The sequence below is a fragment of the Bradyrhizobium sp. AZCC 1588 genome, assembly GCF_036924735.1.
Classification (GTDB): Bacteria; Pseudomonadota; Alphaproteobacteria; order Rhizobiales; family Xanthobacteraceae; genus Bradyrhizobium.
Genome location: NZ_JAZHSC010000001.1, coordinates 4,053,441 through 4,075,000, shown reverse-complemented (window position 1 = coordinate 4,075,000; position 21,560 = coordinate 4,053,441). Strand labels below are relative to the sequence as shown.

The following is a 21,560-nucleotide window of genomic DNA, read 5'->3' as shown; positions in this document are numbered from 1 at the left end:
TAGCCCATCCAGTGCTCTACCCCCCGAAGCATTCATGCGAGGCGATACCTAAATATCTTTCGCGGAGAACCAGCTATTTCCCAGTTTGATTGGCCTTTCACCCCTAACCACAAGTCATCGGAGTCTTTTTCAACAGACACCCGTTCGGTCCTCCAGTGAGTGTTACCTCACCTTCAACCTGCTCATGGCTAGATCACTAGGTTTCGGGTCTAATACAACGAACTTGGCGCCCTATTCAGACTCGCTTTCGCTGCGCATACGCCTATCGGCTTAAGCTTGCTCGTTAAATTAAGTCGCTGGCCCATAATACAAAAGGTACGACGTCACCCAGAACGTATCTTGGGCTCCGTCTGTTTGTAGGTGTCCGGTTTCAGGTCTATTTCACTCCCCTCGTCGGGGTGCTTTTCACCTTTCCCTCACGGTACTGGTTCACTATCGGTCGCTGAGGAGTACTTAGGCTTGGAGGGTGGTCCCCCCATGTTCAGACAGGATTACACGTGTCCCGCCTTACTCAAGGATACATCATCGCATTACCCGTACGGGGCTATCACCCTCTGAGGCCCTGCTTTCCTGACAGGTTCCGGTTGTCTTTGATGTATCACTGGCCTGGTCCGCGTTCGCTCGCCACTACTAACGGAGTCTCGATTGATGTCCTTTCCTCCAGGTACTTAGATGTTTCAGTTCCCTGGGTTCGCTTAAAACCTCCTATGAATTCAGAGATTTCATACCTTCACTTGATAACTGGAAATCCAAAACCTCACGGCTTGGTCTCACACATTGCTGTACGAACCCCAAGATAGAGATCTTGGAGTTCCAGCTATCGAAGGTGGGTTTCCCCATTCGGAAATCCGTGGATCAAAGCTTCTTCGCAGCTCCCCACGGCTTATCGCAGCGTAGCACGTCCTTCATCGCCTCTCAGCGCCAAGGCATCCACCGAACACCCTTAAGGCACTTGATTGCTCTCATTATCAATGTCCACACACTCGGCAGAATGTTGTCTGCGCAACAGCCATTGAAGGCACGCATCCTCGATGAATGCGATTGCAACAGCCGGACACTGATTAGAAAGACCAGCTTGCTTCGTAAGATCGAACCGATAGCGAGGCGGTCAAGCTTCGCTAAAAAGGTCATTTACAACCCGATCATCTTGCGATGAACGAGCGCCGAAATGACCTGGAGATTATGAATGAGAGCCCGCAAATTGCTTTGCAGATCCCAAACTCGGATCGATCTCCTCTTTACGATGTCAGATATCACGCACGTCGCAGTCCATCCGGACAAGCGCGTGCGAAGTGATGTTTCGCGGACGATTATTCGAGGCATTCTCGATCTTCGATTTCATCTGGTGGAGCCAGACGGGATCGAACCGACGACCTCATGCTTGCAAAGCACGCGCTCTCCCAGCTGAGCTATGGCCCCGTACCAGAAGACGAATGCTCCGCACTCGATCAAAGTGGTGGGCCTGGGAAGACTTGAACTTCCGACCTCACGCTTATCAAGCGCGCGCTCTAACCAACTGAGCTACAAGCCCCTAACACGAAGGACTCAAGCTCGCGCGCAATCGGCTCACGCCAAATGCATCGCACAAGCGCTAAGCCCCTGGCGCGTGTTCGTCCGCGAAGAAAGAGAAACGAAGACGGCGAAATCCCGCCAATGCAGCTCAACAATCCTGACGATTGTTGGCCACTGATGTTTCTAAAACGATCCGATAGATAGCAAGCTATCTGAAGGATCATCCTTAGAAAGGAGGTGATCCAGCCGCAGGTTCCCCTACGGCTACCTTGTTACGACTTCACCCCAGTCGCTGACCCTACCGTGGCCGGCTGCCCCCTTTCGGTTAGCGCACCGTCTTCAGGTAAAACCAACTCCCATGGTGTGACGGGCGGTGTGTACAAGGCCCGGGAACGTATTCACCGTGGCGTGCTGATCCACGATTACTAGCGATTCCAACTTCATGGGCTCGAGTTGCAGAGCCCAATCCGAACTGAGACGGCTTTTTGAGATTTGCGAAGGGTCACCCCTTAGCATCCCATTGTCACCGCCATTGTAGCACGTGTGTAGCCCAGCCCGTAAGGGCCATGAGGACTTGACGTCATCCCCACCTTCCTCGCGGCTTATCACCGGCAGTCTCCTTAGAGTGCTCAACTAAATGGTAGCAACTAAGGACGGGGGTTGCGCTCGTTGCGGGACTTAACCCAACATCTCACGACACGAGCTGACGACAGCCATGCAGCACCTGTCTCCGGTCCAGCCGAACTGAAGAACTCCGTCTCTGGAGTCCGCGACCGGGATGTCAAGGGCTGGTAAGGTTCTGCGCGTTGCGTCGAATTAAACCACATGCTCCACCGCTTGTGCGGGCCCCCGTCAATTCCTTTGAGTTTTAATCTTGCGACCGTACTCCCCAGGCGGAATGCTTAAAGCGTTAGCTGCGCCACTAGTGAGTAAACCCACTAACGGCTGGCATTCATCGTTTACGGCGTGGACTACCAGGGTATCTAATCCTGTTTGCTCCCCACGCTTTCGTGCCTCAGCGTCAGTATCGGGCCAGTGAGCCGCCTTCGCCACTGGTGTTCTTGCGAATATCTACGAATTTCACCTCTACACTCGCAGTTCCACTCACCTCTCCCGAACTCAAGATCTTCAGTATCAAAGGCAGTTCTGGAGTTGAGCTCCAGGATTTCACCCCTGACTTAAAGACCCGCCTACGCACCCTTTACGCCCAGTGATTCCGAGCAACGCTAGCCCCCTTCGTATTACCGCGGCTGCTGGCACGAAGTTAGCCGGGGCTTATTCTTGCGGTACCGTCATTATCTTCCCGCACAAAAGAGCTTTACAACCCTAGGGCCTTCATCACTCACGCGGCATGGCTGGATCAGGCTTGCGCCCATTGTCCAATATTCCCCACTGCTGCCTCCCGTAGGAGTTTGGGCCGTGTCTCAGTCCCAATGTGGCTGATCATCCTCTCAGACCAGCTACTGATCGTCGCCTTGGTGAGCCATTACCTCACCAACTAGCTAATCAGACGCGGGCCGATCTTTCGGCGATAAATCTTTCCCCGTAAGGGCTTATCCGGTATTAGCCCAAGTTTCCCTGGGTTGTTCCGAACCAAAAGGTACGTTCCCACGCGTTACTCACCCGTCTGCCGCTGACGTATTGCTACGCCCGCTCGACTTGCATGTGTTAAGCCTGCCGCCAGCGTTCGCTCTGAGCCAGGATCAAACTCTCAAGTTGGACTTGAAACCTTGAACCGGCTGATCACAACGTTTGACGAGGTCCCACCATATTTATCGCCCGCGATTCACATCGCTGACGACGATGGTGTAACCTTTAAAACGTGTACCGCCGAAGTCTTTCGTCCAGCCTCAATGCTTCAATACTTGCGTATTCAAGCGACCGAGACTCGCAAGGACTCCGCCGTCCACGTTTCTCTTTCTTCATCTTCACTTGTCAAACAGCCCGGGACCGCTGGGGATCCCACCCTTCCATCTCTGGAAGGTTCCGTAGCCACCCATCCGACGACAATTAACAACCGACTGGTATCGGCTGTTGAGTCACTCATCGTAATGAGGAGCTTACGGGGCGCGAATAGATGCCTTGGCCTCGGGGCCAATGCATCGCCGCGCTCAGTGGCCGGGTTATAGGCCCGCCCGATCGGGGTTGTCAACGCCCTTCGTCAACAAATTGTCGCATCACGTCGAAGAATTTTGGGACGCCAAGAAGTCCCTATGTTTCGGGCCTTTGGCCGCACTTGAGCCACAATCCTGCGACGTTCTGACTATAAGGTAAGCATTGAATCACCGGATGCCAGTGGGGGCTGCCCGGTGTTCATCTACCCGGGACAGGCGGTCTCGAGGAACCCGTCGCCTTTCCCACGCGGCCAGGAAACTTCGAGAGATCTGCTGACCATTGACGTTCGAGACTGCGGCCGGTCTTCTTCTGGCCTCTGATTCCCGAATTTCCATGCGTGCGGCAACGCCATGCTCCGGAATCGCTCCCTCAAAAGGGCGGAAACGTGGGGTCTGGATCGGGCGAGGTCTTGTCGGATGTTGATGGAATTTGGGGGGATACAGGGTTGAGCCAGAAGGCGCCACGCGGAAGCGGCTATGGACGCGAGATCGGGATCATTGATCTCGGTCACGAGCCGCCACTTTCCGTCGATGGCTCCGAAGCCGCGGTGATCGATCGCCGCCGTGTCTCTGTACAATGGTTCAGCGGCACTATCCTGACCGGTCTGTGCGGCGCGGCCCTCATCGGCGGCGCCGTTTTTGCGTCCCTCGACGGCGAAATGACCTTTGCCAAGGTGCCAGAGCGCGTCGAAGGCGCGTTGCGCGGAGCATTCGGCGCCAATGACCGCACCGCCACCCTGCACAAGAGCGACCGCCTGCCGCCGCCCGGCGAATCCACCGCCTCGCGCAATGTGATGCGGGTATCGACGGTTACCCGCGTCGGGAACCGCGACGTGATGCGGGTGCGGCCATTCGTTCGCATCTCCGGCAATCTATCGATGACGACGAGTGATCTCGCCGCCAAGATCCCGCCGTTCAACGCGCAGCGCATGCTCACCGATGTCGGCAGCCCGACTCAGCCGGCTTCCGAGGATCCGAACAATCCCGAGGCGGTCGAACCCGACGCCGAGGTTTCCTTCGTGACCAAGGATCTCGCAACGGTGCTGCCGAAGGCGAAAGTTTCCGCCGTGGTCGCGCTGGACGAAGTCCTGATGCGGGTGCGGGATGCCGCGAACTGGCGCGGCTCGGGCGGCGTCCGCTACACGGCGCTTGCCAATGCAGCCGCCGACGCCAGCGGCGTGCAGTCCGATCTCAAGCTCGCCTATGCCACCGAAGGCAACGTCTCCGATCCCTATGCCGGCTTTGAAACCCGCATCGTGCCGGAAAATGTCACCCTGCTGCCGAAGACCAAGGACCAGATCACCGGCGGCAACCCCACCGGCGAACGCGTTCACATCGTGAGGAAGGGCGACAGCGTCGCTTCGATCCTGCGCGACCAGGGCGCGACGCCCGATGAAGCCAGGGCGATCGCGCTGACCCTTGGCGCCCGCGGCCGCGACGGCGGCCTGAAGGAAGGCCAGAAGCTGCGCATCCTGATGGCGCCCTCGGGCCTCGGCCCCGCCGCCCGGCTGCAGCCCTATCGCGTGATCGTCGCTAACGACACCACCGTCGAAGCCGTGGCCGCGCTGTCGGACGTCGGTAAATATGTCGCGGTCGACGTGCAGAGCATGAATACCGTCGCTGAAGCCCCCGCCGGCAAAGATGACGACGATGACGACGAGGATGATGGCAGCGGCGTCCGGCTCTACCAGAGCATCTACGAGACCGCCATGCGCAACAAGGTGCCGGCCGCCGTGATCGAGGACATGGTCCGCATCTATTCCTACGACATCGATTTCCAGCGCAAGGTGCAGCCGGGCGATTCCTTCGACGTGTTCTTCGCCGGCGACGACGAAGCCACCCCCACCACCGAAAAGACCGAGGTGCTGTTCGCGTCCCTCACCGTCGGCGGCGAGACCAAAAAATACTACCGCTTCCAGACCCCCGACGACTCCGTCGTCGATTTTTACGACGAGACCGGCAAGAGCGCGAAGAAGTTCCTGGTCCGCAAACCTGTCAACAACGCCATCATGCGTTCGGGCTTCGGCGGCCGCCGCCACCCGATCCTGGGCTATACCAAGATGCACACCGGCGTGGACTGGGCGACGCCCTACGGCACGCCGATCTTCGCCTCCGGCAACGGCGTGGTCGAGAAGGTCGGCTGGGAGGGCGGCTACGGCAAATATGTTCTTCTGAAACACAATAACGGCTACGAGACCGCCTACGGTCACATGTCGGCCTATGCCAAGGGCATGGAGCCCGGCAAGCGGGTGCGGCAAGGCCAGGTAATCGGCTTCGTTGGATCGACCGGCATGTCGACCGGCGCGCATGTTCACTATGAAATCAAGGTCAATGGCCGCTTCGTCGACCCGATGCGCGTCAAGCTGCCGCGCGGCCGTTCGCTCGAAGGGTCAATGCTGGCGAGCTTCGAAAAGGAGCGCGACCGTCTCGACGCCCAGATGAGCAACCGCGGCAACTCGGCGCGGGTTTCCGAAGCCACCGGCACCACGCCGCAGACGCGCCAGGTCAGCCGCTGAGCCTTCGATAATATATCTGCAAGGCCGGCAGGGCGGCCGCGCAGGCGCCCCGACGGTTTCGTTTGCCAAACCTCCCGCAGCGACAAATACTGCATCCACAAAAAATCCGTGGGAGGTAGCGTCATGACGAGCAGGCTTGCACCCGCAGCGATTGTTGCGGCGATCGCTTTTGGATACGCGGCCGGCGCATCGGCGCAGACCTATGAGGTCACCAAGCTGGTTCCGGGCTCTGCGTTCCACGGCGTGCACGGGCTAGGCATCGACAAGTCCGGCCGCCTGTTCGCCGGTAGCGTCGCGGGCGCCGCGCTCTATGAGGTCGATCGCGCGAACGGCACGGCGAAGATTGCGGTCCCCTCCCCCGAAGGCATGTCCGACGACATTGCGTTTGCGCCCGACGGCACCATGGCATGGACCGCCTTCCTCACCGGCGATCTCTATTCGCGCAAGGGCGATGGCCCGGTGAAGAAACTTGCCTCCGGCCTGCCCGGCATCAACTCGCTCGCATTCCGCAAGGATGGGCGGCTGTACGCGACGCAGGTATTTTTGGGCGATGCGCTCTATGAGATCGATGTCGAGGGCGCAAAGCCGCCGCGCAAGATCATGGAGAAGATGGGCGGTCTCAACGGCTTTGAATTCGGACCGGACGACAGACTGTATGGTCCTCTATGGTTCAAGGGCCAGGTCGCCAGAGTCGACGTCGACAAAGCCGACCTCTCCGTGGTCGCCGACGGCTTCAAGATTCCGGCCGCGGTCAATTTTGATTCCAGGGGCAATCTCTGGGTGGTCGACACCGCGCTCGGCCAATTGATGCGGGTCGATCCGAAGACCGGCGCGAAGAAGATGGTTGCCCAACTCAAGCCCTCGCTGGACAATCTCGCGATCGACGACAAAGACCGCATCTTCGTCTCCAACATGGCCGACAACGGCATCCAAGAGGTCGATCCCGAGACCGGCGCGGCGAAGCAGGTCATATCAGGCAAGCTGGCGCTGCCCGGCGGCATCGGCGTCGTCTCCGACGGGGCAAAGGATACGATCTACATCGCCGACGTATTCGCCTACCGCACCGTGGACGGCGCGACCGGCGAAGTCTCCGAACCGGCGCGCATGCATGCCGACGGCGTGACGCTAGAATATCCGATGAGCGCCACCGCCAAGGGCAACGACGTGCTGCTGTCGAGCTGGTTCACCGGCACGGTGCAACTGATCGACCGCAAGACCGGCAAGACCAAGGAGATGCTGCACGGCTTCAAGGCGCCGCACGACGCCGTCAAGCTCGGTGACGGCTCTATCCTCGTCAACGAGCTCGGCAGCAAATCGCTGGTCCGCGCCAGCGGCGAACACGGCAAGGACCGTACCGTGGTGATCGGTAACCTCGAAGGCCCGGTCGGCCTCGCCGCCGGATCGGGCGACACGGTCTATCTGACCGAAGCTTTTGCCGGACTGGTCTCGAAGGTGGAAGCCAACGGCGAGAAAACGGTGATCGCCAAGGACCTGAAGGGCCCAGAGGGCATCGCAGTCGCGCCCGATGGCAAGCTGATCGTGGCCGAAGTCGGCGCGAAACGCATCGTGCAAATCGATCAAGGCAACGGCGCCGTCACCGAAATCGCCGGCAACCTCCCGATCGGCCTCCCCGCCGCGCCCGGCGGCCTGCCCAGCAACATCCCGACCGGCGTCGGCGTCGGGGCGACAGGAGTGATCTACTTCTCGTCGGATATCGAGAACGCGATTTACAAGGTTGTGAGGAAGTAGGGGTCCCCAAGATCGAGATGGGCGCTGATCAAGTCTAGTAGCGGCGCGCGAACGTCCAATATCACGCCGATGAAACCGACTTCATTGCTGCCACAAATCTGCTGCTTGGACCTCCCGCTAAATGTTCATCTGGAGCAGAAAGAAATGCTGATCCGAAGGATCAATTCTTCCTTGTGAATCGGTTCTCACATTCACTACGTTGATCGTCTGACTGAGATTCCCCCCTATTGCCTTGATCTTTCCAGGGGATACGTCAATGACCAAATTGGTGTGAGACGGGAAGAACGTATCGGGCAACAAACGCTCCAAGTCTGCTCGATTCCTGACTGACGCAGTACGAGAAAATCCGATCAGATCTCCGACCCTTGGCGCTCTCTCATTTCGATCAAAGTAGACAATCGAAGCGTTCATCCTGTTGGCTACCCGATTGGTCAGGCCGGCCAGGATGTATCGGGAGTGATTTGGCGAAATCGGGAACTCCGTTGGAGAAGCGCCTGCAGTCTTCAGCACGAACGAGATAAAAGCTGCCGACCAAGGCGTTGCGCTCGGATCGGTAATATCCGGACGTCCAACCAAATCGAAGTATTCCAGGACACGACTTCTAAGAGGCTCTCGGCTTTCAACTATTGTAGCACCGGCCTTGCGGGCAAACATCTCCATTTCAGTAAGCGCAATATGGGCAGCCTTGGGAAGCACCGAGCTTGTGGCGAGCTCCCCTTCTTCAGCATCTGCACCAGCCATAATTGTCACAAGGGCGCGCGCTTCATCCTCATTGCTTCGGTAGATCGTACTGAACTTATTGATGGTCTGACCGACCGTCAGTCCCGCGAATCCGTTGTTGCGAGCGGCGGCAACGCCAGTAATAGATTCGATCGACGCATTCTGATTGGCTCTGATTATCTTAAGTGCACCAGCCATCCCTTGCTGATGTGCCATGTAGACCAACATCCCGGTGGGCGGTTGACCAAGTTCGTTGGCGAGCTTCACAACATTGTCAGCAGTAAAGGCACAACCAAGCTCGACCTGCAAATCAACCGGCGCTCCTGCTGCATGGCCATTCCCCACGCCGCCACGTCCCGGAAATGATGGACCGCCAACCGCAGCCCACGTTGAATCGATAAACTGGAAAAGCCCAGCGGCCGAACTGACAGGACTGCACTGCGTTGGATCGAAATCGCTTTCGATCGCAATGAATGTAAGAACCATCATGGGATCCAACCCATGTTTCTTCGCGCCAGCGATCAGCTTCTCGACTACGGCCTGGTGCTTTCCCGGCTTTGCTTGAATGTCGCCAGTAACCGGTCCCGAGCCGCGCACTTTCTTGCGCTGACCTTTTGCACCTCCGCCTCCACCAGATTCAGCGCCACCAATCGTTTGGATCAACTTCTCGATGCTCTTCGCTGCCGTCGACAAGCCGATAGCGCGTTGCGCTTCGACGCTTTCCCGCAGTCTTGCCGCCACTGCGTTCATGTTCATTGCTTGCTGCTTGTTGATGGCAAACTGGACTGTAGCCAGCACAACGCCTATCCGGTCAGCCTCTGCTTCGGCGGTCGTTACCTTGTCCATTTCACTGGCCACGAGTGCGGCATCACGTTCAGCCAGCAGTTGATCCAGTGAAGCACTTAAGCCGTCGCGCAGATCCTCTAGATCATCAGCCATGCTATGCTCCCGCAATTTTTCTCTTCGAAAATCTTCCTGATTACGCAATCATGGTGGCAGCGCCGGCGTGCCCAACGTTGCAATCTGCTTCTTGATCGCACTGGTGTCGATACGGGTAGTCACGGTCGCTTCGAGATTGCGAATGCGCGTCTCGAGCCCGTCGGATACTTCTATCGCGATCTTGAGTTCACGCAGGACCCTTCGGGTATCGTCAAGCAAGACGGTCCAGTTCGCGATAAGCCGACGAATTTCGCGGCGTCTGGTATTCAGACTTTCCCCTGCGCCACGTGTCTTGATTTGAAAGAGCTGCGTGCCAACGTAAACGTTCGCATACAACCGCGAAGAGTTCTGCGCCATAAGGAGAATTGCCTGATCGACGATTTCGTAGTTTTCGAGAAGAAAAATACGTAGCTGTGAGCGGTCGACAACGCCGCCAGCAAGATCTGCGATCGGCAAGAGCGAATTAACGATTCCTGTGAAGCTCGCCGCGAAAGTGCCTGCACCGCTAATATTCGTAATCGGGGCGAGCTTGCTGATCTGATTGATCGAGGAAGAGAAGCCCTCAAGCTCCTGCCGAAGCAATCTACCACTGATGCCATCCGAATAGGCAACGAGCAGCATATTGAACCTCAAAATCACAGTCGAAAGACTCCGGTAAGCTGCAACAAGCGGCGGATCACCAATATCCGCGTAGCCGTCGCGCATTTCATAGCAGTACGGATCAGTACCGAACCCTCGACATGGTCGCTCAGAGGCAAAGCCTCCAACACGCGGCGCCACAGGTTTTGCCGTGCTCGAGCCCGCGAGCAAAGAGGCGTCGATCCCCGGAGCTGGTCGAGCGGGGCGGGCTAATAGTGACGGATCCGGCTGTGCCGGTGAACGCGGTCTTTTTGCTAGCAAACTAGGATCTGGCTTGGGCTCTGGCCTGGGCGCCAGCAGGCTTGGATCTGGCTGCGCTAAATTTGGAGCGCCAGATCCCGCCTGCGCGAATGCTTCCATGGGCGCTCCGCTGGAAATGCTCGCCACGCTTCGTGCTGCGAACCGGATCACCACCCGTTCGTAAGGCGCTACTATGTCGAGGATACCATTTGTAACAACCTGAATGTCAGCATACGCAGCCGTGTAAGCGGCCAATTCGACCCTTGGGATCGCTGCGCAGCCCGCCACAAATAACGCGAGCCCAGAACTGACAATCCACGCGGCACGCATTATACAACCCTCTAAAATACAACCCTCAAAGTATCCGGGGATTGTGAGTGTCGTTGTCGTGGTTGTTCAAGTCCCTTTTTGCGCCCTTAGCGATAAATCGCTTTACGTGTCTCTTTTCAACAACACTCCTTTTTGATGCAGCACCGCGGCGCTCGCCGAGGTTGCGGTATCATACGGCCTGTCGCAGCGACGGAGATACGATGTCGGAGGAAGGATCTCCGGAGCGCGATGATCCGCTGCTCCGCAGGCGAACAGGGACGCTGCTCGTCCAGATCGATGCTGCCCGGGAAAGCGCCACCCCGAGCGGCAACTTTACGGCGCCGCGCGGGCGCTGATCAGGAAGACTATTCCGATCGCCGTAAGTCCGAAGGCAACGGCGGCCAGCGGCAGCAGCATGTCGATTGCCGCGTGCGTACCATGGATCTTGCTGTCCCAGACCGCGACGTCGCCAATTCTCCAATCATGAAACGAGGTCTCGTCGGAGTGCGGTTGATGTGGCTTCGCGTGCCTCTTCCAGACCAGCGACAGCGACCACGGAAGCAGGACGGCAACCAGCAACAATACGCTGACCATGGCCAACAGGAGTCCGATGTCACTCTGGCGGTCGAACAGTATCCAGGCCGCTGCCGCAAACCACGCCACAAGCCCGACGGCGGCTCCATAGATGCTGGGGTGGATCTGATCGAAGACGGGTCTGTTGTGTAGGACTATTTCTTTCGTCATCGGAGGGAACCCTGTCTCTGGGTTACTCTGGGCCGGTGCTCCCGGCAGTAGCCGACGCCCATTACCTGCAAGGGCAATCGCAGCGCCGCCCGGCGGTTTCATTAATTTACATTCAGTCGCGGCCCCGATGGAACCCGAACGGCCGTTACCCGGTTGACTAATTGGCAAAATCTTCAATGGAGGATGCCATGGAGAACTGGAGCAACGCAAAATTGTGCGACGTCGCGAACCTGGTCCTCGGCGCGATACTGTTCTTTTCGCCCTGGATGTTCGGCTTTGACGCCGGAACGGTTTCCACCAACGCCTATCTCACGGGTCTCGTAATCGCGATCATTGCGATAGCGGCGCTGGCAGCGTTCGCGGTGTGGGAGGAGTGGCTGAACCTGATCGTCGGACTGTGGGCGCTGGTATCGCCTTGGGTACTGGGCTTCCAGGGGACCACGGCGATGACGGTGCACGTGTTGATCGGCGCTGCCGTGGCGGTGCTGGCGGCGATCGAAATCTGGCTCATGACGCAATACCCGCCGCGGCTTACTACGGGCCGCTGAGGCGCCTTGCCCTCGTACCGCCCGCCGCGAGCATGCGGCGGGCGGTTGTTGGCGCGACGTGAAGGGGATGAGCAGCAATGAACCGCATTACCCGGGACGACATCATCAAGGCAGTCAGCGGGGCTGACGAAGTCACGATCGCCCAGATCATCGGAACCGGCGCCACAGTAGATGAGCTGGCGGAGGCTCAAGCCTGGATGGCCAATGACGAGCCGATGCTGAATGCGGGCCGGCCGCTGGCGACCGGCCGGGTCCGCGAACTCGTGGATATATTGACGGAGCTCGAGCCCGAGGACGATGATCCCGGTGAGCCGGGGCCCGCCGTCAGTTCAACGGAATGACGTAGCCACAGGCTCCTTGGCCAAAGGCCCCGAACATTGCGTGTTCGGGGCTTTTGCGTTGATGAGGCTCAATTCAGCTTGCGCTTCGGCACCGGCGCTTCGAACTGGGCGATCTCCGCGGTTTGCGCGGCATTGCCGTTGAAGGTCAGCACGTTGCCTTCGCTCGATATCACGACGCGGTCGCCGTCGGCGATCTCGCCGGCGAGGATCATCTCGGCCAACGGGTCCTGCAGGTTGCGCTGGATCACCCGCTTCAGCGGCCGCGCGCCATAGGCCGGATCCCAACCCTTGGCGGCCAGCCAGTCGCGCGCCGCTGCATCCAGCGTCAGCGTGATCTTGCGATCCTCCAGGAGCCTCTGCAGGCGAGCGAACTGGATCTCGACGATCCGGCCCATCTCGCTCTTCTGCAAGCGGTGGAACAGGATGATCTCGTCGACGCGGTTGAGAAATTCGGGCCGGAAATGCGCCCGCACCATCCCCATCACCTGTTCGCGCACCGCTATTGTGTCCTCGCCTTCCGGCTGGTTCACCAAAAACTCCGAACCGAGGTTCGAGGTCATGATGATCAGCGTGTTGCGGAAGTCGACGGTGCGACCCTGGCCGTCGGTCAGCCGGCCGTCGTCGAGCACCTGCAGCAGCACGTTGAAGACGTCGGGATGCGCCTTTTCGATCTCGTCGAACAGCACGACCTGATAGGGCCGCCGCCGCACCGCTTCGGTGAGCGCCCCGCCCTCGTCATAGCCGACATAGCCGGGAGGCGCGCCGATCAGCCGTGACACCGAGTGCTTTTCCATGAACTCGGACATGTCGAGGCGGACCATCGCGGTCTCGTCGTTGAACAGGTACTCCGCCAGCGCCTTCGTCAGTTCGGTCTTGCCGACGCCGGTCGGGCCCAAGAACATGAACGAGCCCATCGGGCGGTTCGGGTCCTGCAGGCCGGCGCGCGATCGGCGCACGGCGGTTGCCACCGCGCGCACGGCTTCGGCCTGGCCGACCACGCGCTTGCCGAGGCTATCCTCCATCTTCAGGAGCTTGTCCTTTTCGCCTTCCAGCATCTTGTCGACGGGAACGCCGGTCCAGCGCGACACCACCTGCGCGATGTGGTTGGCGGTTACCGCCTCCTCCATCATCTCGCCCACGTCTTCCTTGGCTTCGAGTTCGGCGAGCTTCTTTTCGAGTTCGGGAATTCGGCCATAGGCGAGCTCACCCGCACGCTGGAATTCGCCGCGACGCTGGGCATTGGCAAGTTCGATGCGCAAGGTGTCGAGTTCGCTCTTCAGCTTCTGCGCGTTCGACAGCTTGTTCTTCTCCGCGCTCCAGCGCGAAGTCAGGTCGGCCGATTGCTTCTCGAGTTCGGCCAGTTCCTTTTCCAGCGTCTGCAGGCGGGTTTTCGAGCCGAGATCGGTTTCCTTCTTCAGGGCCTCCTGCTCGATCTTCAACCGGATGATTTCCCGGTCCATCAAATCAAGCTCTTCCGGCTTGGAATCGACCTGCATCTTCAGCCGCGCCGAAGCCTCATCCACGAGGTCGATGGCCTTGTCGGGCAGGAAACGATCGGTGATGTAGCGGTTCGACAGCGTGGTCGCGGCGACAAGCGCGGAATCGGTGATGCGAACGCCGTGGTGCTGCTCGTATTTGTCCTTCAGGCCGCGCAGGATCGAGATCGTGTCCTCGACCGTCGGCTCGGAGACGAAGATCGGCTGGAAGCGCCGCGCCAGCGCGGCGTCCTTCTCGACATGCTTGCGATATTCGTCGAGCGTCGTCGCGCCGATGCAGTGCAGCTCGCCGCGCGCCAATGCCGGCTTCAAGAGGTTGGACGCGTCCATCGCGCCGTCCGCCTTGCCGGCGCCGACCAGCGTATGCATCTCGTCGATGAACAGGATGATCGAGCCTTCGGCTGAGGTAACTTCCTGCAGCACCGCCTTCAACCGCTCCTCGAACTCGCCGCGGTACTTGGCGCCTGCAATCAGCGCGCCCATGTCGAGCGAGAGCAGTTTCTTGTCTTTCAGGCTCTCGGGCACGTCGCCGTTGAGGATGCGCAGCGCCAGGCCTTCGACGATCGCGGTCTTGCCGACGCCAGGTTCGCCGATCAGCACCGGATTGTTCTTGGTGCGGCGGGAAAGCACCTGGATGGTGCGGCGGATTTCCTCGTCCCGGCCAATGACTGGGTCGAGCTTGCCGTCGCGCGCGGCTTGCGTGAGGTCGCGGGCATATTTCTTCAGCGCGTCATAGGCGTTTTCGGCCGATGCGCTATCGGCTGTACGGCCCTTGCGCAGCGATTCGATTGCCGCATTGAGGTTTTGCGGCGTGACGCCGCCCTTGCTCAGAATGGTACCGGCCTCGCCGCTCTTCTCGAGCGTCAGCCCCAACAGCAGCCGCTCGACCGTGACGAAGCTGTCGCCGGCCTTCTCGGCCGCTTTTTCCGCCGCGTCGAAGGCGCGCGCCATATCGGGGGCAAGATAAATCTGCCCGGCGCCGCTGCCCGAGACTTTCGGCAGCTTCTTCAGCGCGTCCTCGGTGGCCTTGAGGATGGCGCGGGAATTACCGCCCGCGCGGTCGATCAGACCGCCGGCAAGCCCCTCGCTGTCGTCCAGCAGCACTTTCAGCACATGCAGCGTCGAGAACTGCTGGTGCCCATCGCGCATGGCGAGCGATTGCGCAGACTGGATGAAGCCGCGCGCCCGCTCGGTGTATTTTTCAATATTCATCTTTTGCTTCCCTCGGCATGCCGCTCCCACCCGGGGCGCGATCAGCAAAAGTGGAAACCGGTTTTGCGTCCGATCGCGCCCCATTTATGTTTGGCGCGTGACCTTGACGCGAAACCGCACACACTTTCGCGGGTCACGCGTGGCATGATTGCGGCATCTTCATTGGGTATCCGCGGACCGCGTTGATATTCCTCAACCGGCCGCGGGTCGTCGCCCTGTTTTCAGGCTTGACGCAAATGTGGGCACTGCCGGGCAAAACGGAAGAGCCGCAGCCATAAATTCGGAGTTGTGGCGCGAGCCGGGGGAATCTCTTAATAAGCCGCATGGACACTACCTCCCCCGCCCGGATCGCCTGGATTTACCGTTACCCCGTCAAAGGCCTGACCCCGGAGCAGCTCGACCGCGCCGAGCTCAAACCCGGGCAAACCCTTTTGGCTGACCGCCGCTACGCCATCGAGAACGGCCCCTCCGGTTTCGACCCGGCGGAGCCGAAATGGCTGCCGAAGCCGCACTTCCTGATGCTGATGCGGGATGAGTGGCTGGCAGGCCTGCACACCCATTTCGACGACGCCAGCAACGTCCTCTCGATCCGCCGGAACGGCGAGATTGCAGCCCAGGGCGACCTCACGACTGCCGAGGGCCGGCGGACAATCGAGAACTTCTTTGCCACCGCCTTTGCCGGCCAGATCAAGGGCCCGCCGAAGGTGCTCGAAAGCCCCGGCCACAGTTTTTCGGACGTCGCCCGCAAGGTCGTTTCGATCATCAACCTTGCCAGCGTCCGCGCCATCGAGGACATCGTCGGCGCCCCGGTCCATCCGCTTCGCTTCCGCGCCAATCTCTATGTCGAGGGCTGGCCGGCCTGGCACGAATTCGACCTGCTCGACCGGACGCTTGCGATCGGCGACAGCAGGCTGAAGGTGGTGAAACGCATCGTCCGCTGCGCCGCCGTCAATGTCGATCCCGATACCGCCGAGCGTGACCTCGCGATTCCTCCGGCACTGCAGCGCCAGCTCGGCCACGGCGACTGCGGGATCTATGCCGAGGTGATCACCGGCGGCAGCATCAGCACCGGCGATGCGATCGCGGCGGAGCAGCCGGAGTTGTTGTAGGGCGTCTGCCGTCATTTGCGAGCACGTCCACCATACTCCGCATGCGGGAGTACGCCGCGGCCTATCCGCGTCATTGCGAGCGCAGCGACGCAATCCACATCTCGGCTCGGGGATAGATGGCTTCGCTCCGCTCGCAATGACGTGGAGATAGCGACGCAACACTCGACTGTCATCCCCGCGAACCCAAGGGATCCAGTACGCCGTGGCTTATCGGTTCAATCACTGCTGTCTCTGGAATACTGGGTCCCCGCCTTCGCGGGGATGACGACTGAATATGAGGCGTCCTTCTCGCGACGCTGATCGCCCGAGGTTTGCTCTCAACTTCCCGCCCTCTTGGTAGAGGGCGCAGGGAAGACCGGGTGCTTGCTGCACCCGCGGTCTCGTGTGCAATTGCGCATCAAGAACACGCACACGAGCATACAGGTACAGCGGGAGCATCCCGGCCTTCCCTGCGCAATGGCTTTACGGCTTACTTCGTGCTCTTCCCGGAGAACGGCTCTTTTGCCTCCGTCGCCCCCAAGAAGCTTCGCTTCTTAAGGACTTAACGCCAGCACCGCGGCGCCCGAACCACACGACTTCGCCGTACGCTTCCTGCGCCTACGTCTTGCGCATTCCGCGTCCATCGCATCTCACCGCACGGTCGTGACGATCGCGAGCGCCCCTCAATGGGTGAGACGGACGGAGTTATGCGACTGATTTGCCCGTCATGTTAAGCGGAATATTTTTGATTCCTGGGCTTGACACCATTTCGGAAAATCAGAAGTGATTTGCCCAACCGGGCAGTCACGTCGTCGGTGCCGTAGGGTGGGCAAAGCGCAAACGTGCCCACCATTAAGCCGCACGATCGATGATGGATGGTGGGCACGTCGCTACGCTCCTTTGCCCACCCTACGGGACTGTTCACCCTCCCCTGGAGGGGGAGGGTCGACGCTCATGCAATGAGCGGCGGGGTGGGGTGACAGTCTCTCCACGGCCACAGTGCCCGGGTGGAGAGATCACCCCACCCCGGTTCGCATTTCGCTACGCTCATGCGAACCGACCCTCCCCCTCCAGGGGAGGGTGAGCAACACTTACAATATCTGATGCACGTCGATGACGACGCGCGATAGAGCTATTCCGCCGGCGCAAGCTGGCCTCTGCTCGAGCGTGCTGCAGCGGTCTCCCGCACCCGGACACGGGCACGGCGCTTGCGCCACCAGATCACGACGCCGGTCACCGATAGCGCCGCAACCACCAGCCCCATCACCGAGATCAGAATGCGGCCGGGCAGCCCGACGATGCGTCCGGAATGCAGCGGGAATTGCGCCTGCACGAAGATATCAGCGGCGGTGCCGACCCACGGCAGTCGCTCGCCGATCGGGCGTCCGTCCTCGCTGTCGTAATAAAGCTGCGCCGGACCGACGCCGCCGGCGCCATGATCGTCGCCGGGATGGAAGAAGGCCGCTGCATACACGCCATGCGCCGGGCCGTAGTTGATCGAACCGACAGGCGTGGTCCACCCCCTGCTCTTGCCGTCGGCCGCCGCCCGCGCGGCGATATCGGCATACGTGACCTTGGGTTCGATCGGATCGTCGAGGTGCCGATAGGGACGCTGCTCATACGGCGTCGGGGTGTAGTTCGATACCGTCTTCATCAGCGGCGAGAACACCTCGAAATACAGGTTGAGCGAGAACGCCGTGAAGGCGATGACGAACAGCAGCGCCCAGGTCCACAGGCTGAAAGCGCGGTGGATATCGAAATTGATTCGATAGGCACTGCCCGAGGTCTTGATCTTCCAGGCCGGCGCCCAGCGCACCCAGAAGCCTCGGCCGAGTTCGCGCGCAACGGCAGGCGCCCGATCAGCCCTTGCGCGGCGACGGGACGGCAGCGTGAGATAAAAACCGACGAAGCAATCGATGGTCCAGATGATTGCGATGACACCAAGCACGCGCATCCCCCAGCGATCGCTGCCCCAGAACTCCGGAATGTGCATGGTGTAGTGCAGCTTGTAGAGGAACGAGACGAAGTTGGCGCGCGTCACCGGCCACACCGCGCCCCAGTGGCGCCGCCCGAGCTCTGCGCCGGTGTTGGGATCGAGGAAGATCTGATTGTAATCCAGATTAAATCGCTTGCCGGTGGCGGGATCGATCCGCGGCAGCACGAAGAACCACAGCGAATGGTCTTTCTCCGGGGTCATGAACATGTGGACGACGCGCGCACGCGGATCGCGCTGCTCGATCAGCTTGACTAGTTCGACGGAGGGAATCGCGGGACCGCTGCTGGTCACGTCGAACAGGTGCGCGTTCAAGAGGTCGTCGATCTCGTGATCCCACGAGATGATCGCACCGGTGATGCCGGAAAAAAACAGAAAGCCGGCGGTGAGAAGGCCGGCCCAGCGATGCAGTCGCCCGAAGATCGATTTCATGGCTTCGCCCGTGCTGTTGGTGCCTCAATTAGCAAACATCATCACCGCCGGTCGATTTGACCGGCGGTGATGTATACGTCGCATTTCGCGGCAGACCTACCATCGATAGGTCAGCTTGGCGATCGCCTTGCGGCCTTCGGCATAGAAGCAGCTCGTGTAGCCGTAGCAGGCCGCGACATAGCGGGTGTCGGCGATGTTGGTGACGTTCAGCGCCAGGCGATAATTGTCTTTGGTGTAGGCCAGCAGCGCGTCGACCGCCGTCGATGCTGGCACCTTGAAGGTGTTGGCATCGTCGCCGAAGGTTGAGCCGACATAACGGACGCCGCCACCGACCTGGACGCCGGCGAGCGAGCCACCCTGCACCGTGTAATCGGTCCACAGCGCGAACCGGTTGAGCGGCACGGTGGTCGGCGCCTTGCCGACGTTTACGGGGTCCTCCGTGACCACGGCATCGATGTAGGAGTAGGCGCCGCGAACGTTGAAACCTTCGATCAGCGTGGCCGTGCCTTCGAGCTCGATGCCGCGCGAGTTCACCTGCCCTCTCTGCTCGGCGAAGTACGACGGAGGTGCGAAGGTGACGACATTGGACCGCGTCAGATCGAACGCCGCCAGAGTGATCAGCGCATTGATTCCGACCGGCTGATACTTCACGCCGACTTCATACTGGACGCCGGTTTCCGGCTTCAGCAGCTCGCCCGCGGCGTTGGTGTTGAGCACCGGCAGGAATGATTCGGCGTAGCTGAAATACGGCGCGATACCGTTGTCGAAATTGTACATCACGGCGGCGCGACGGGTGAATGCCGAAGCATTGGTCGTGGCGAAAGACTTGTTGAAACGGTCGTCGAGATCGGTCGTCGCGAAATCCTGCCGGCCGCCCAGCAAGAACGAGAGCCGGCCGAGTTTGATCTGGTCCTGCGCGTAGAACCCCATCTGCGACTGCTTGATGTCCTTGTCGTCGTACGGGCCGTCATTGGTCCATGTGTTGGTGTAGACAGGCGCAAATACGTTGATCTTGCCGGTGCTATACCCTGAAGCGGCGTCCCGGAACGAGGTGTTGCGGTAGTCGATGCCGAACAGGGTGGTGTGGCTCAGGATGCCGGTGACGAACTTCCCCTGCAGCTGGTTATCGACAGCGAAGGAGTTGATGGTCGATGCACCGCCTGCGCCATAGCGTGACATCAGTCCCGCGGCTTCGTCGGCCGCGGAGGCGTAGCCCATGCCGTAGAAGCTCTGCTGTTCGTTGTGCATCCACGCATAACGCAGGTTCTGCCGGAACGTGAGCGCCTCGTTGATGTCGTGCGAGAGCAAATACCCGGCTGTGGCCAGTTCGGTATCAAACCGGTTGAAATTGGGTTCGCCGCCGAAAAACGTATTCCGGATGTAGCGGCCGTTATTGGCAAACGCCGTGCCCGATGCCGGCAGGAATTGCAGGCCCCAGCCCGTGGTGTCCTTTTGATAGTTGGCCAGCAGCGTGATGGTGGTGTCTTCGTTCGGCTTGATCGTCAGCGCCGGCGCGATGAAGACGCGGTTGTCCTTGGTGAAATCGACCTGGGTTTCGCCGTCGCGGACGACGCCGGTCAGGCGCCACAATACGGTGCCTTCCTTGTTGGCGGAGCCGCCAACGTCAAATTCGCCTTGATAACGATTGAAGCTGCCGCCCGAGACGGAGATCTCGCCGAACTGATGGGCCGTGGGCAGCTTGCTGACATAGTTGAGAATGCCGCCGGTGCCGCTGCCGCCATACATCACGGAGGACGGCCCCCTCAGCACTTCCAGACGCTCGGCGCCGTAGGGATCGAGGCAGAGAAAGTGCACGTAGTTGCTGCTGGGCAGCCGCAGGCCGTCGAGATAAAGGCCCGGCATGGTCATGTCGAAACTGCGGATCTGCAGGCCGCCGCAACGCGTGTCGGAGCCGCCGTTGACGTCGCCGCTGACTCCAGCGGTATAGCGCAGCGCAGCGCCGACCGATTCCGCGCCCTGGTTTTTGACCTGGTCGGTGGTGACGACGGAAATCGACTGCGGAGTTTCGATGATCGGCGTGTCGGTCTTGGTCGCGGTGCCGGTGCGGGTGGCGACAAAGCCGCGCACGGGACCATTGGCGCGCTCGCCGGCACCTGGGCCCGATGCAGGCACAGCCGGTGCCGCCTGCGGGTTGGCAGCGGCGCGATTGACGCGCGTAGCGCGCGTGTTCGCAGCACGGCGGGATGGTTGGGCCGCGGCTGGGCGCGCGCGCTGCTGCGGCGCGTCCACGGTGACCGGCGGCAGTGACGACTGCGCCAGCGCAGCGGCGGTCGGCAGGGAGAGGGCGAAACTGCTGACTGCCCCGAGGCAGATCATTCGCATCAGTTGAAGTCGAGTGGCGGAAAACGAATGAAATGCTGTTGGTGTCACCCTTAGATACCCCGAAGTCTGCCGGCTTGGCCGGTAGGATTTTTGATGCCCCGCTCTAGCGCAGGCATCTTCGGAGTTCGATGGGCGGTTGCTAGAATTGCTCCAGACTGCGCGATCGATCGGAATATCCCTGAAATCGTTCAATACGCGCACGTCGTCTTGCAGACAGCCACGACGTGCGGCGGCGATCTCATCATCAACGTCAATGCGACTGGAGAGAAGCGCCGGTTTGCCGATGGCAAGCGGGAGAGACGTGCGATCGCGTCGCCTTCAATCGTGACGCGCATCAGCGTCGCGCCGACGCACGGGTCGCCTCCAACTGGATTTCAGATTCCAAGCGCTAGAAGGCCAGTACAAACCACAATCAAACTGACGACGATAACCGCAAGAAAACTGGATGAAGCAAAATCTTCGCGCATGACGACACCTACCGCCTCAGGCAAATCTCGCGTGAGCCTGAACCTCGCCCCAGGGAGTCTCTCCGGTTGTTTGGGGACAGCCATCAAACCACTGGTTTGTTTCAGGGTGTCTTCGTCGGACTGAGAAAACGACTTCGTCGGAAGGCCTGCTGTTACGT

The 21,560-nt window shown here is 60.1% G+C and carries 11 protein-coding genes, 2 tRNA genes and 2 rRNA genes (1 of these 15 only partly in view); 5 read left to right on the top strand and 10 right to left on the bottom strand.

Annotated features, from left to right (window positions below; translation table 11 throughout):
• From V1277_RS19140 to V1277_RS19125, 4 genes are all read right to left on the bottom strand, one after another.
• Positions 1-958, bottom strand: a 23S ribosomal RNA gene (locus tag V1277_RS19140); it reaches 1,886 nt to the left of the window's first position.
• Positions 959-1,343: 385 nt separating this feature from the next.
• Positions 1,344-1,419, bottom strand: a tRNA-Ala gene (locus V1277_RS19135).
• A 35-nt stretch (positions 1,420-1,454) separates the two neighbouring features.
• Positions 1,455-1,531 (bottom strand) — tRNA-Ile (locus tag V1277_RS19130).
• A gap of 211 nt (positions 1,532-1,742) precedes the next feature.
• Positions 1,743-3,231 (bottom strand): 16S ribosomal RNA (locus V1277_RS19125).
• Together the 16S and 23S rRNA genes with 2 tRNA genes alongside form the textbook arrangement of a ribosomal RNA operon.
• Positions 3,232-4,072: 841 nt before the next feature.
• Here V1277_RS19125 and V1277_RS19120 point away from each other — a divergent pair.
• Positions 4,073-6,142 (top strand): M23 family metallopeptidase, encoded by a 2,070-nt coding sequence (locus V1277_RS19120; RefSeq protein ID WP_334417647.1) that lies wholly within the window; start codon positions 4,073-4,075, stop codon positions 6,140-6,142.
• Between the two features lie 123 nt (positions 6,143-6,265).
• Positions 6,266-7,891 carry a hypothetical protein gene (locus V1277_RS19115; RefSeq protein WP_334417646.1) on the top strand — a complete coding sequence of 542 codons (1,626 nt, stop codon included), beginning with the start codon at positions 6,266-6,268 and terminating at the stop codon, positions 7,889-7,891.
• Between the two features lie 117 nt (positions 7,892-8,008).
• Here the strand turns inward: V1277_RS19115 and V1277_RS19110 are convergent, their stop codons facing one another.
• From V1277_RS19110 to V1277_RS19100, 3 genes are all read right to left on the bottom strand, one after another.
• A complete protein-coding gene (locus V1277_RS19110; protein ID WP_334417645.1) occupies positions 8,009-9,550 on the bottom strand; it encodes a DUF2272 domain-containing protein in 1,542 nt (513 codons plus the stop codon).
• Positions 9,551-9,598: 48 nt separating this feature from the next.
• Positions 9,599-10,549, bottom strand: a complete 951-nt coding sequence (locus tag V1277_RS19105) for a hypothetical protein (RefSeq protein ID WP_334417644.1) — start codon at positions 10,547-10,549, stop codon at positions 9,599-9,601.
• Between the two features lie 522 nt (positions 10,550-11,071).
• On the bottom strand, positions 11,072-11,482 hold the full coding sequence (locus tag V1277_RS19100; protein ID WP_334417643.1) for a hypothetical protein: 411 nt from the start codon (positions 11,480-11,482) through the stop codon (positions 11,072-11,074).
• A gap of 188 nt (positions 11,483-11,670) precedes the next feature.
• Here V1277_RS19100 and V1277_RS19095 point away from each other — a divergent pair, with 188 nt between their 5' ends.
• Together V1277_RS19095 and V1277_RS19090 are read left to right on the top strand one after the other, a co-directional pair.
• A complete protein-coding gene (locus tag V1277_RS19095; RefSeq protein ID WP_334370459.1) occupies positions 11,671-12,030 on the top strand; it encodes an SPW repeat protein in 360 nt (119 codons plus the stop codon).
• A 77-nt stretch (positions 12,031-12,107) separates the two neighbouring features.
• A complete protein-coding gene (locus V1277_RS19090; protein WP_334370461.1) occupies positions 12,108-12,371 on the top strand; it encodes a hypothetical protein in 264 nt (87 codons plus the stop codon).
• Between the two features lie 68 nt (positions 12,372-12,439).
• Here the strand turns inward: V1277_RS19090 and clpB are convergent, their stop codons facing one another.
• Positions 12,440-15,079, bottom strand: coding sequence for an ATP-dependent chaperone ClpB (gene clpB / locus V1277_RS19085; RefSeq protein ID WP_334417642.1), 2,640 nt, complete (start codon positions 15,077-15,079; stop codon positions 12,440-12,442).
• Positions 15,080-15,402: 323 nt separating this feature from the next.
• Between clpB and V1277_RS19080 the strand changes: the two genes are divergently transcribed.
• Positions 15,403-16,188 (top strand): MOSC domain-containing protein, encoded by a 786-nt coding sequence (locus V1277_RS19080; protein WP_334417641.1) that lies wholly within the window; start codon positions 15,403-15,405, stop codon positions 16,186-16,188.
• Positions 16,189-17,299: 1,111 nt separating this feature from the next.
• Here V1277_RS19080 and fsrB read toward each other — a convergent pair.
• Together fsrB and V1277_RS19070 are read right to left on the bottom strand one after the other, a co-directional pair.
• A complete protein-coding gene (gene fsrB / locus V1277_RS19075; RefSeq protein WP_334417640.1) occupies positions 17,300-18,592 on the bottom strand; it encodes a siderophore utilization protein FsrB in 1,293 nt (430 codons plus the stop codon).
• 96 nt (positions 18,593-18,688) lie between these two features.
• Positions 18,689-20,929 carry a TonB-dependent siderophore receptor gene (locus tag V1277_RS19070; RefSeq protein WP_334420406.1) on the bottom strand — a complete coding sequence of 747 codons (2,241 nt, stop codon included), beginning with the start codon at positions 20,927-20,929 and terminating at the stop codon, positions 18,689-18,691.
• Between the last annotated feature and the right edge of the window lie 631 nt (positions 20,930-21,560).

Excerpts from the sequence above, each read along its gene's own strand:
- V1277_RS19115 (WP_334417646.1), top strand. The coding sequence starts at position 6,266 with ATGACGAGCAGGCTTGCACCCGCAGCGATTGTTGCGGCGATCGCTTTT.
- V1277_RS19110 (WP_334417645.1), bottom strand. The coding sequence starts at position 9,550 with ATGGCTGATGATCTAGAGGATCTGCGCGACGGCTTAAGTGCTTCACTG.
- V1277_RS19105 (WP_334417644.1), bottom strand. The coding sequence starts at position 10,549 with ATGGAAGCATTCGCGCAGGCGGGATCTGGCGCTCCAAATTTAGCGCAG.
- V1277_RS19100 (WP_334417643.1), bottom strand. The coding sequence starts at position 11,482 with ATGACGAAAGAAATAGTCCTACACAACAGACCCGTCTTCGATCAGATC.
- V1277_RS19095 (WP_334370459.1), top strand. The coding sequence starts at position 11,671 with ATGGAGAACTGGAGCAACGCAAAATTGTGCGACGTCGCGAACCTGGTC.
- V1277_RS19090 (WP_334370461.1), top strand. The coding sequence starts at position 12,108 with ATGAACCGCATTACCCGGGACGACATCATCAAGGCAGTCAGCGGGGCT.
- clpB (WP_334417642.1), bottom strand. The coding sequence starts at position 15,079 with ATGAATATTGAAAAATACACCGAGCGGGCGCGCGGCTTCATCCAGTCT.
- V1277_RS19080 (WP_334417641.1), top strand. The coding sequence starts at position 15,403 with ATGGACACTACCTCCCCCGCCCGGATCGCCTGGATTTACCGTTACCCC.
- fsrB (WP_334417640.1), bottom strand. The coding sequence starts at position 18,592 with ATGAAATCGATCTTCGGGCGACTGCATCGCTGGGCCGGCCTTCTCACC.
- V1277_RS19070 (WP_334420406.1), bottom strand. The coding sequence starts at position 20,929 with ATGATCTGCCTCGGGGCAGTCAGCAGTTTCGCCCTCTCCCTGCCGACC.